Raw genomic sequence first — 12,013 nt, forward strand, 5'->3', positions numbered from 1 at the left:
GATGATCAAATGCTACCCCAGCATCTGATTTTTTAATGGTCTGTATTGTCGAGAATGCATCAGATGAATCAAAAAATAAAAAAAGCAGTTTTTCCTGTCGCGGGTCTCGGAACCCGTTTTTTACCTGCCACCAAAGTCAGCCCAAAGGAAATGTTACCGGTTGTAGACAAACCTTTGATTCAGTATTGTGTTGAAGAAGCAGTAGCAGCAGGTATCGATACGATTATATTTATCACTGGCCGCACCAAGAACGTCATCATGGATCATTTTGACAAGGCCTATGAACTGGAAAATGAGCTGACTATTCGCGGCAAGACCGGGTTATTGAAAACACTTAAGGGAATAATCCCGCCGAATGTGTCATTCGTGTTCATTCGTCAGCCTGAGGCATTGGGATTGGGTCACGCGGTGCTTTGCGCCAAGCCGGCCGTTGGCGATGAACCGTTTGCCGTTATCCTCGCTGACGACTTGATTGCAAATAGAAGCGGTAGCGGCTGCATGACGCAAATGGTTCAGCAATACGATCAAAATCAGTGCAGCGTATTAGGCGTAGAGCGCGTCGATCCTCAGGAAACCGACAAATACGGGATCGTCAAAACTACGGAAGTGTCTCCATCGGTAGGAAAGGTCGATCTGATTATTGAAAAACCCGCCCCTGAGCGCGCACCGTCAAACCTTGCGGTAGTTGGACGTTATATTTTAACGCCCGCAATTTTCGAGAAAATCGAAACAACGGAGCGTGGCGCCGGCGGCGAAATTCAGTTAACCGATGCTATCGCTGCATTGATGCATGATGAGCAAGTATTGGCTTATGAGTTTGAGGGCAAACGTTACGATTGCGGATCAAAAATCGGTTATTTGCAGGCAACTGTTGAATTCGGCTTGGAACATGAAGAATTGAAGGACGATTTCAGGGATTATTTGAAAAATCTGGCTCTTGATTAAGCATTAATACTGCGTTTTATCCAGGAAAGACACGAGCAACTAACACTACTCGGCAGCTAGAAAAATGGAACGCAGATGACGCTGATAATTAAGATAAAATAAGATTTTCCTTGATATATCTGTGTTCATCATATTCATCTGCGTCATCTGCGTTCCATTTTTCTTTAGTGTGAATGGTTACGATTTTTCTAGAATTAATTGTTTCCGCCAGCAACCACCACAACAGCCGCAAAACCGCTGCCGGGAGTGCGAAAATTAGTGGTTTGCCCTTGATATAAACGGGCACTTGTTAACTGCGATTGTCCCTTGTAAACATATTGCCGCAGATCAAGTTTAAGGTCGACAATTTCATTTTCTACTTTCAACTGCTGTTCACTCGGTTTTACTAGCGTTTGCGCCACGTAATTGCCTTGTGTAATCTCTGCGAATACTCGTTTGGTCACTCTGTCGCCCCGGTATGCGGCTTTGCTGCCGTAGCCTTTGGCCGGTTTAAAAAATAACCGTTTGCGGGCCGCCCATAAGGCTTCGGCATCTTCTTTATGTACGCAAATTGTATGGGCAATGCTTTCAAGCAGCAGGGCTCTGGTCTCTTCGGCAATGCCTAAATCCCGCAACGCGGCTTCATCAGTCAATATCACCAGATTTCTTTTATCGGCATAAAGCGCGTGAGCTCTGGGATGGGGCGTGACGACAACTGCGCTGGCTAAGTAGGCCTCGCGCAAGGGTTTTAGTGTTTGGGATTCCAGTCCGAAATCAGTTAAGCGGTTGTAAACAAGATCGATAGCCATACCTTCATGCCAAAGCGCACTGTCCCGGTATTCAAGCTCGGAAGGATCGCAAATAACAGTATTAATATGGTTTTGTTCAAACAATTTTTTAAATAATAAAAATTCCGGCAGCATGAACTGGGTCGCCGGATTCTGATCAACGATAGCGATTGAATGCAAGGGCTGTTGGCCTCGTTCTGCTTGCCATTCTTCAATAAACATCGCCATAAATACCTGTTCAGGACTTTGGCTCTCAGCTGCGGAATCGCAACAGGCTCTCTGTGCGCGAGCCAGAACAGTATTCAGCAACGCGCCTCCGGCATTGGAGTTTATTTCAATTAATTGTGGCCCTTCGGGGCTTAAGTGAAAGTCATAGCCGAAAAAAACGCCATGCGCCTTGGGAATAAACTTTGCCGTATCGGGAGCGTAAGCCAAAACGCGCTGCTGATAAGCGGGCGTTGCAATAACTTTTTCTATGGCGGCAATAATTTCGAATTGCCTGCGTATGTGGGTTTCGTCGACAAAAACTAAGGATTCGGCGAAGAGATGAGGCCGCTCTTCAGTGAGCATCCGGTACATCGAATCGTCACCAAGTTGTTTCCGTAAGGTCTCATGCAGTTTTTTTCGATCAAGTGAAACGCAACGGCATTCAGTATTGCATTGCTCGAATCCCTGATTGATGTCAACTTGGAGAGATGATGCCATAAGTTATTGTTTGGTCATTTATGGAGGATTAACCGACAGATTATTACAGAAAATCCTGGTTTTCCAGAGTAGTGCCTGGGTACGCTTGCGAGCGGGGCTTTATGGGACTTATGAAGATGGAATTGTGCTACATCAATCACCGATGTTTTCAGGCGTGACTCTTAACATTTCATCAATACTGGTTATCCCCGACGCTACTTTTTCTGCCGCGCTCAACCGCAGCGGCCTCATGCCTTCAAGCATGGCTTGTTTTTGTAGAACGCCGCTGTCGCAACCGCTTATCATTAATTTTTTTAATGCCGCTGAGCTGCTGAATATTTCATAAATGCCTATTCTGCCCGAATATCCGGTATGCTTGCATTCTTTACAGCCTATGGGCTCATAGATATGGGTGGGAGTCGGCGCTTTGTAAGGCGTAATCAGTTGCGACCATTGTTCGTCGTCTATGCTGACCTGTTTTTTACATTCCCGGCACAAAACGCGTACCAAACGTTGCGCCATTACGCCTAATAAAGTGAGCTGAATCAAATAAGCGGGTACGCCAATATCCAGCAAGCGAACTACGGCCGAGGGGGCATTATTGGTATGTAAAGTGGAAAATACCAAATGCCCGGTAAGCGAGGCTTGAATCGCCATTTCCGCTGTTTCCAGATCGCGAATTTCTCCTACCATAATAATGTCGGGGTCTTGGCGCATTAAAGCGCGAATGCCACTGGCAAAGGTTAAGCCTATGCTGGCTTTAACCTGCAATTGGTTAAAGCTGGGCTCAATCTGTTCAATCGGATCCTCTACGGTACACAAGTTTACTTCGGGAGTAGCCAGATGTTTCAGGGTTGAGTACAGCGTGGTTGTTTTTCCTGAACCTGTTGGCCCTGTGACCAGAATAATGCCGTGCGAGTGTTGGATCAGTCTATTCCAGACTGCCTTTTCGTGGTTGTTAAAACCCAGTTGTTTATAATCGCGTGTCAACACTTCCGGATCAAAGACGCGCATGACCATTTTTTCGCCGAATGCGCTGGGCATCGTGGAGAGCCGCAACTCAATTTCTTTTTTTCCGGAAATATGCGTTTTAATACGACCGTCCTGCGGCAGTCTTTTTTCAGCGATATCCATTCTGCCGAGAATTTTTAACCGGCTCATCACCGGGTTCATAATGGCTGCGGGCAGTTGATACACATCATGCAAAATGCCGTCGATTCTAAAGCGCACATTGCCTTGATTACGGCGAGGTTCGATATGAATATCACTGGCGCGCTGGTCGAACGCGTATTGCAATAACCAGTTAACCAAATTGACGATATGCTGGTTTTCAGCATCCAGGTTGCTAATCTGGCCTAGCTCAACCAGTTGTTCAAAATTGTAAATAGTGTTGGTTGATTGACCGGCGGAATTATCTGTTGCTCCTTTTAAAGATTTGGCAAATGCATAAAACTCACTTAAGTAACGTTTGATTTCGTCCGGATTAGCCAATACGCGGGTTATCTTTCCCGGCTGGATTTTTTTAAGATCAGCCTCCCAAGAGCGAATGTAAGGTTCTGCAGTAGCAATAACGGCTTCCTCTTTGGTGACTTTAATCGGCAGAATATTATAGTTTGCAGCATAAGCGTGGCTGTAAATTAAGGTCACGGAAGGAATGTCGATTTTTAATGGGTCGATGTAGTAATAGGGCAGGTCTACTTTTTTTGCCAGCCACTGGGTCAAGTTTTCAAGCGTTAAGGGTTTTGCCAGCTGGGTTTGGTCGGTTATGCCGCATTCGACAAGGATATTGAGCGGGTGTTTGGCTTGCCTGGCCGATGATTTTCCATACATCTGGCATTTTTTTAAGTCCGTGTCCGAAATGATCCCGTCTTCCTGCAGCCAGAGTAATACTTGGCTAAGCGTTAATTTGGTCTCTTGCTGACCCTTGTGGCTAACTAGTGAATGGTGCATGGCGTTAAATTGGAATTTGCGAATTGCTTATCGATTATTGTAGCAGCCAGTGAGGATCTAAGAGCTCTATGGTTAGCGATTATTCCGCGGCGCAGAACGTTTTAATACATCCCAGAGCGAGCGCAGATTGGATTCGGGCTCAGGCAGCAACAAGGTGATTATTATCTCTTCAATGGCGGCGAGCATGCATATTATTGCAGCTATCCGAAACGGCCACGGCGGGCCATCCAGAAACAGCACATATAAGGTCAAACCCATAGACGCGGCGGCGATTTTAACCCCCCAAGTATGATAACTGGTAAAACGTCCGAACTTGAGAATCCCTGCAAGCGCGGGTAATAAGCAACTGGCCACAATCAGACCGACATAAAGCAGTTCTCTTGTCACCACATCAGGCCATAACCACCAGCAACATAATGCTATGGTCAGGTAAGTGATTACATCCGCCCAGCTATCGAGAGTAGCGCCAAACTGGGAAACTTGCCCGCTCAGCCGAGCGGCCATGCCATCAAACAAGTCGGTAAGAAAAGCAACCGCTAACAGCTCCATAAAGGCAATTGCATGTCCATTCCATGCTAGCCATAACAATATGGGGGCCGCGACAAAACGAAACCCGGTCAGCAGGTTAGGCAAGGTCAGTTTGGGTTGCTTATCGCTCATAAGGCAAATGATGCTGTTAATGGCGCATGATCTGAAAGCGCATTCCAAGGTGCATGGGTCAGCCGTTCGCAGGAGACAGGCATCAAACCGCGGTAATAAATACGGTCCATCGGTAAAAAAGGCAGCCAAGCTGGAAAGCTTCGCGCATAACGGCCATGAGTTACACGAAAAATCTCCTGCAAGCCCAGATGGTCATGGAACAGTCGATCTGCCTGTCCCAGCCAATCGTTAAAATCACCGGCAATAATCAACGGCGCATCGTGCGGCACATCGCCATCGATAAGGGCTGATAATTTGCCTATCTGCAGGCGGCGCTCTTTGCCTGTCAACCCGAAATGAATGCACACAATATGTAAGCACTGACTGCTACCAGGCGCTCGAATAACGCCATGCAATAGGCTGCGGCTGGCCCAAGGAAAAGGGGATACATTAATGTTTTCCCAGTGTTCGAACGGATATTTGCTCAAAATAGCATTGCCGTGATGGCCGGCATTATAAATCGCATTCTTGCCGTAGGCGTGGAAAGGCCAAGTGTTTTCAGCAAGAAACTCAAGCTGGGATAAAACCGGCCAGTCGGCGATTTTTTGCTGATGCTGTTGGTGCTCACCTTGCATTTCCTGCAAAAACATTAAATCGGCATCGGCGGCTATCAATGCATCCCGAATCTGGTGTAACACAAACCTGCGGTTGCCGGCATTAAAGCCTTTGTGGATATTGTAAGTTAATATCCGTAATCCTTTTTGATTCATACGTATTTTGTTGGTGAAGTTTTCTAATAAGGCCGCTTTCGAATATGCAATCGGTAAAGAATCGGGGATACCCATTCCTCGATCATGAAAAAAAGCATCACAATCAGGATAATGTCGATAAAGTTTAACGCGAGTGGCTCTTTTAAAAATAATATCGGTAACAAGGATTCAGGCATTGTATCAAGACCTCGCGCTCGGCTGCTCTCAATATAGTTCATTCGGCGTTTTATAAAGCTGGCTAGCAAATCTCCGGCCATTGTCAACAGGCCGAATAATACACCCGTAAAAGGTTCTACTTTGATTAAGATTGCTGCAATAGTGGTAAAGAAAATTGCCGAGCACAAGCCGCGCCAGGTTTTGGTTTTGCCAAACAAGCGTTGGCCGTCGCGCAGTTTAACTCCGTTATCCACCGGGCATGACCAGCGTTGCCCTAGCGCTTTGTTGATTAGCACTGGAGCGCCGTTTGCTGCAACAAGCAATGCGATAGTCTGAGTAATGCAATATAAACATAACGATAGCGCAGTCATGTTGAAACCCCGGTTGCACAGAAAAGCTCCGCTATTTGATCATAGTTAACAATCTCTGTCGATTCAGATTAGGTGTGGCACTCCGTCGTTTGAGTGTATAAACCGGCAGCTTAAAAATGCTGTAAAATGCTGTAAAATACCAAAAGGCAAAAAACGGCCCTGATGACTATAAATTTAAGAGAAAATTATGATAGATAAAAAACTGCTCGATATTCTGGCTTGTCCTTTGTGCAAAAGTCCGTTGATTTATGACAAGTCCAAGCAGGAACTTATCTGCAAAGCCGATCGTATCGCTTTCCCTATCCGTGACGATATTCCGGTCATGCTGGAAGACGAAGCCCGTGAATTAAGCCTCGAAGAAATCGACGCATTATCCAAATGAATACGCGTTTTAAAGTCGTCATTCCGGCAAGATACGGATCGACAAGGTTGCCGGGCAAACCGCTGTTAAATATTGCAGGCAAGCCGATGATTGCGCATGTTTGTGAACGCGCCCAGGAAGCCGATGCCGATGAAATCATTGTCGCCACCGACGATGACCGCATTTTTCAGGCGGTAGGCGACTTGGGATTCAAAGCCGTCATGACTCGTGCGGATCATCAAAGCGGTACCGAAAGAATCGCCGAGGTCGCAAGGCTATGCGGCTGGGCGGACAATGAAGTCATTGTTAATCTGCAAGGCGATGAGCCGCTTATTCCACCGGCCTATATACGCGATGTCGCAAGAGCATTGGCAGGCCAACAGCAAGCGGGCATTGCGACACTGGCTGCCAGGATCGCAGATCCCGAAGAAATTTTCAATCCAAACGCAGTCAAAGTGGTTTTGAATAAGACCGGTTATGCACTTTATTTTAGCCGCGCGCCTATTCCATGGGAAAGGGATACGTTTAGCCGGTCAGGCGGTACGCCTTCCGGGACTTTGCCTTATCTTAGGCATATCGGCATGTATGCTTATACAGTTGATTTTTTAAACCGCTACTGCCTCTGGGATGCATCAATGCTTGAATCGGTCGAATCCCTGGAACAACTGAGAATCTTATGGCAAGGCGAAGCTATTCGGGTGGAAATTGTCGATAAAACGCCGCCCGCCGGTGTCGATACGCAAGAGGACTTGATGCGCGTCGAACAAGTATTGCGCTCGAATCATTAAATCGTCTCAGGTATTGTTTACATTTGACATAGCCTATTAATAACAGTACCTTGGGCAACATTTTTTAACTTTTACTTAAACACTGGTTTTTCAAGAGCAGTCAATGGAACAATTTCATAGAATAAGTCGTTTACCTCCTTACGTTTTTAATATTGTTACTGATCTGAAAGCCAAGGCCCGAGCGGCAGGAGAAGATATTATCGATTTTGGTATGGGTAATCCCGACCAAGCTACGCCCGATCATATCGTAACCAAGTTGATTGAGTCTGCCCAACGCCCCGATACGCATCGTTATTCCGTTTCGAAAGGCATACCCCGGTTAAGAAAAGCCATCTGTACTTGGTATAAAAGCCGCTTTGATGTGGACTTAGACCCGGAAACCGAAGCCATTGTCACCATCGGTTCAAAGGAAGGCTTGGCACATTTGGCTTTGGCGACTTTAGGGCCTGGGGATGTCGTTTTGGTGCCTAATCCCGCTTATCCGATACATCCTTATGGTGTGGTGATTGCCGGCGCCGACCTTAGGCATGTGCCGATGGTTCCGGGCGGCGATTTTTTTGAAGAATTGCAAAAAGCCATTGTCGATTCATGGCCAAAGCCGAAAATGCTGATTCTTAATTTTCCGGGTAATCCGACCAGCCAGTGTGTAGAGCTGGATTTTTTCGAAAAAATTATCGCTGTAGCTAAAGAACATAATATCTGGGTGGTACAGGATATTGCTTATGCGGACATCGTTTTCGACGGTTATAAAGCACCGTCGATTCTTCAGGTCGAAGGCGCAAAAGACGTCGCGGTAGAGTTTTTCTCACTGTCAAAAAGTTATAACATGCCGGGTTGGCGTGTGGGCTTTATGTGCGGCAATAAAGAACTGGTTTCCGCTTTGGCGCGCATTAAATCATATCTGGATTACGGCACGTTTACGCCAATCCAAATTGCCGCGATTGCAGCACTTGAAGGCCCTCAGGAATGCGTTACTGAAATTGCCGAGATGTATAGAAAAAGACGAGACGTATTGTGCGACGGCTTAACCGCAGCAGGATGGCCGGTTGAAAAACCAAAAGCAACCATGTTTGTTTGGGCGCGTATTCCAGATGCGTATCAGCATATGGGCTCGCTTGAGTTTTCCAAAAAGCTGCTGGCAGAAGCCAAAGTGGCGGTTTCTCCAGGCATTGGCTTCGGCCAGCATGGCGATGATCATGTCAGGTTCGGTTTGATTGAAAACGAACACCGAACCCGCCAAGCGGTTCGCGGCATTCGCAATATGATGAAGAAAGACAAGGTTATATAATCGGGTTAAATGATTGAACACGGATGACGCAGATTAGACGGATTTACACGGATTTTTTATATTCTTTTGAAGTTCCCAAGCTGGAGCTTGGGAACCGGCTCAACGGATCTATTAAAGCCACACCAAGTTTGTTATGTGCTTTTAAATCCTTACTTATCTGTGTCATCCGTGTTCCATTTTTCTTTGTGCAAAATAGTTTTTAACTGGAGTTTGATTTGAAACCGGTAAAAGTAGGCGTATTAGGATTGGGTACTGTCGGTGGCGGCACCGTCAATGTGTTGAAGCGAAATGCAGCGGAAATTGCCCGAAGAGCAGGCCGTGAGATCATTGTCACTCGCGCCTCGGCAAAGGATTTAAACAAGCAGCGTATATGCGACACGCAAGGCATCGCCTTAACGACCGATCCTTTTGAAATCATCAATGATCCGGAAATTGAAATCATTCTTGAGCTCATTGGTGGGGCAGGGCAGGTCAAGGACATGGTGTTAAAAGCCATAGAAAACGGCAAGCACGTTGTTACCGCTAACAAGTCGCTGATCGCGTTGCATGGCAACGAGATTTTTGCTAAAGCCAGCGAAAAAGGCGTCATCGTCGCCTTTGAAGCTGCTGTTGCCGGCGGTATTCCCATCATCAAAGCCATACGCGAAGGCTTAAGCGGCAACCACATCGAGTGGTTGGCAGGCATCATCAACGGCACAGGTAACTTCATCCTGACCGAAATGCGCGATAAAGGCCGTGATTTCGACGACGTATTAAGCGAAGCACAAGCCCTGGGCTACGCAGAAGCCGATCCGACTTTCGACGTGGAAGGCATAGATGCCGGTCATAAGTTAACCATTCTGGCGTCGATTGCTTTTGGCATACCTTTGCAGTTTGACAAAGTTTTTACCGAAGGTATTACCAAGATTACCCGCGCCGATGTCGAGTACGCAGAACAACTCGGTTATCGCATCAAACATTTAGGTATCGCCCGCAAAACGCCGGAAGGTATCGAATTAAGGGTGCATCCGACGCTGATTCCTGAACGTCGTCTTATTGCCAACGTCAACGGCGTCATGAATGCTGTTTTGATTAAAGGCGATGCGGTCGGCCCTACGCTTTATTATGGAGCCGGAGCAGGAGCCGAGCCTACTGCGTCCTCTGTCGTCGCCGATGTGATCGATGTGGTCAGAGCTCTAACCAGCGACCCTGAAAACCGCGTGCCGCATTTGGCATTTCAGGCCGATGCTTTGGCCGATATACCGGTTTTACCTGCGGACATGTTCAGAACCGCTTATTATTTGCGGCTAAATGCGGAAGATAAGCCGGGTGTGTTGGCTGAAGTGACCCGGATTTTGGCCGACCATCAAATCAGTATTGAGGCCATCAGACAGGAAAAGCCGTTGGAAAATGAAACTTCAGTACCGATTATCTTGTTGACTCAGGTCACACTGGAAAAAGAAATGAATGTGGCTATCGCTGAAATTGAGGCGTTAAAAACCGTTACCGGTAAAGTCAACCGAATCCGCCTGGAAACTTTAGGATAAATAAAACATGTCTACGCACAAACACTACACCGGTTTGATTGAACGCTACAGAGACCGCCTGCCGGTTAGCGAAACCACTCGCATTATCAGCTTGAATGAAGGCAATACGCCGATGATTCAACTGCAAAATATCCCCCGTTTGATCGGCAAAGATGTCGACATTTACGTCAAGTTTGAAGGCCTGAACCCAACCGGTTCATTCAAGGATCGCGGTATGACCATGGCGGTCACCAAAGCCGTAGAAGAGGGCAGTCAAGCCATCATCTGCGCCTCAACCGGCAATACCTCGGCTGCTGCCGCTGCTTATGCGGCACGCGCAGGCATTAAAGCCTTCGTGTTGATTCCCGACGGCAAAATTGCTCTCGGCAAGCTGGCGCAAACCCTGATGTACGGTGCCGAAATCATTCAGATCAACGGCAACTTCGATAAGGGCATGTCCTTGGTTAAAGAAGTCGCCGATCATGCGCCAGTCACCATCGTTAACTCGATCAATCCGTTTAGAATTGACGGACAAAAAACCGCCGCTTTTGAAATTGTCGACGACCTCGGTTTTGCGCCTGACTATCACTGCCTGCCGGTCGGCAATGCCGGAAATATCACTGCCTACTGGAAAGGCTATACTGAATATGCCACCAGTCGTGTATGCAGTACTCGCCCAGTCATGTGCGGTTACCAAGCTGCTGGAGCTGCACCGTTTTTAGCCGGTCATATGATCGATGAGCCGGAAACCATTGCCACAGCGATACGCATCGGCCATCCGCAATCTTGGGATTTTGCCTGGGCTGCGCAAAAAGAGTCCGGCGGCTGGTTCGACAAATTTACCGACGAGCAGATTTTAGCCGCTCATAAAATGCTGTCTCAATATGAAGGCATCTTTTGCGAACCAGCCTCGGCAACTTCTTTAGCCGGAGCCTTGCATGATATTGGTTCCGGGAAAATTCCCGAAGGCAGTAAAATTGTCTGCACCTTAACCGGTAACGGCTTAAAAGATCCCGATACCGCTATTTCGCAATGTACTGCTGCACATCCTGTGACGATTGACGCTAGTTTGGATGCGGTTAAGCGGGCTATTTTGGATTGTTTATAAAGAGAACCTTGCAAATTGAACCATTGCGCTGGCACCCAAACTTCATTCGGGAACCCAGAAAACGGTAGCCGAACGGGGCATGTTGCCTCGTTCGAAATGTTTTTGGCTTTGCATTACATTGTGGATTTTGGTTGACAGTTACTTGCCATTCATTGCGTCATTTGTGTACCGAGAGGCTGGAAAGAAGTGCGGTAGCCTTGTATAGGCCTAAATAACTTGGTTCGAGCGGCAGCAATAGAAGACTTTCTTTGCTCGCTAAAAAACAAAGCTATAGGAAGCAACATGAAGCCCAGTTTTATGGCAGCTAAGTTGTTCTTGCGTCAATATCTGATTACGCTAATCATCTGTGGTGTTTTTTTTGTTGCCTTCATGCCGTGGTATTCTTTCTACGGTATGACAATATTCTTCCTTATCATCACCTTGGGATTACCCATCTGGGTGATATTAGGCTGGCTTATTATAAAAGTGGCTCTTGTTTTTAAGGGGAAATGTTCTGGAAAAGAGTTTGGCGTTCAAATTGTCTTATTGTGCGTTACTTTCTTCCTGACGATTCCACTAGCTCATCTAGCTAATGAGTGTGTTGAGCAAGGCGAATTGGAAAGCTTGAAAGAAAGAATTGAATTGTACAAAAACCAACAGGGCGTTCTCCCTGCTAGATTGGAAGAAGCGGGTATATCCGGG

12 protein-coding genes are annotated in these 12,013 nt (G+C 46.9%); 7 read left to right on the plus strand and 5 right to left on the minus strand.

Annotated elements, in window-relative coordinates; genetic code table 11:
• The first annotated feature begins 63 nt into the window (after window positions 1-63).
• Window positions 64-945 (plus strand): UTP--glucose-1-phosphate uridylyltransferase GalU, encoded by an 882-nt coding sequence (gene galU / locus EPO18_RS09560; protein WP_292433138.1) that lies wholly within the window; start codon window positions 64-66, stop codon window positions 943-945.
• Window positions 946-1,139: 194 nt separating this feature from the next.
• On the opposite strand, the gene EPO18_RS09565 is transcribed toward galU, so the two are convergent.
• From EPO18_RS09565 to EPO18_RS09585, 5 genes are all read right to left on the minus strand, one after another.
• Window positions 1,140-2,417 carry a hypothetical protein gene (locus EPO18_RS09565; protein ID WP_292433139.1) on the minus strand — a complete coding sequence of 426 codons (1,278 nt, stop codon included), beginning with the start codon at window positions 2,415-2,417 and terminating at the stop codon, window positions 1,140-1,142.
• 132 nt (window positions 2,418-2,549) lie between these two features.
• Window positions 2,550-4,346: a type IV pilus assembly ATPase TfpB gene (tfpB, locus tag EPO18_RS09570; protein WP_292433140.1), complete on the minus strand. Its 1,797-nt coding sequence runs from the start codon at window positions 4,344-4,346 to the stop codon at window positions 2,550-2,552.
• Window positions 4,347-4,418: 72 nt separating this feature from the next.
• A complete protein-coding gene (locus EPO18_RS09575; RefSeq protein ID WP_292433141.1) occupies window positions 4,419-5,006 on the minus strand; it encodes a CDP-alcohol phosphatidyltransferase family protein in 588 nt (195 codons plus the stop codon).
• Entirely contained in the window at window positions 5,003-5,755 is a 753-nt protein-coding gene (locus EPO18_RS09580) for an endonuclease/exonuclease/phosphatase family protein (protein WP_292433142.1), read from the minus strand. The genes EPO18_RS09575 and EPO18_RS09580 overlap by 4 nt, the downstream gene beginning before the upstream one ends.
• 23 nt (window positions 5,756-5,778) lie before the next feature.
• Window positions 5,779-6,282: a CDP-archaeol synthase gene (locus EPO18_RS09585; protein WP_292433143.1), complete on the minus strand. Its 504-nt coding sequence runs from the start codon at window positions 6,280-6,282 to the stop codon at window positions 5,779-5,781.
• A 187-nt stretch (window positions 6,283-6,469) separates the two neighbouring features.
• On the opposite strand from EPO18_RS09585, the gene EPO18_RS09590 reads away from it, so the two are divergent.
• The 6 genes from EPO18_RS09590 to EPO18_RS09615 all read left to right on the plus strand — a co-directional run.
• Complete coding sequence (locus EPO18_RS09590) at window positions 6,470-6,664, plus strand: Trm112 family protein (protein WP_472850884.1); 195 nt, start codon at window positions 6,470-6,472, stop codon at window positions 6,662-6,664.
• Window positions 6,661-7,431, plus strand: coding sequence for a 3-deoxy-manno-octulosonate cytidylyltransferase (gene kdsB / locus EPO18_RS09595; RefSeq protein ID WP_292433144.1), 771 nt, complete (start codon window positions 6,661-6,663; stop codon window positions 7,429-7,431). Before EPO18_RS09590 ends, kdsB begins: the two co-directional genes overlap by 4 nt.
• Window positions 7,432-7,534: 103 nt before the next feature.
• Window positions 7,535-8,719, plus strand: coding sequence for an alanine transaminase (gene alaC, locus EPO18_RS09600; RefSeq protein ID WP_292433145.1), 1,185 nt, complete (start codon window positions 7,535-7,537; stop codon window positions 8,717-8,719).
• A gap of 215 nt (window positions 8,720-8,934) precedes the next feature.
• Complete coding sequence (locus tag EPO18_RS09605; RefSeq protein WP_292433146.1) at window positions 8,935-10,245, plus strand: homoserine dehydrogenase; 1,311 nt, start codon at window positions 8,935-8,937, stop codon at window positions 10,243-10,245.
• 7 nt (window positions 10,246-10,252) lie between these two features.
• Window positions 10,253-11,332 (plus strand): threonine synthase, encoded by a 1,080-nt coding sequence (thrC, locus tag EPO18_RS09610; RefSeq protein ID WP_292433147.1) that lies wholly within the window; start codon window positions 10,253-10,255, stop codon window positions 11,330-11,332.
• A gap of 282 nt (window positions 11,333-11,614) precedes the next feature.
• The coding region (locus EPO18_RS09615) for a hypothetical protein (RefSeq protein WP_292433148.1) at window positions 11,615-12,013 on the plus strand (399 nt) is incomplete at its 3' end.

This window comes from Methylobacter sp. (assembly GCF_004322395.1).
Taxonomy (GTDB): Bacteria; Pseudomonadota; Gammaproteobacteria; order Methylococcales; family Methylomonadaceae; genus Methylobacter_A.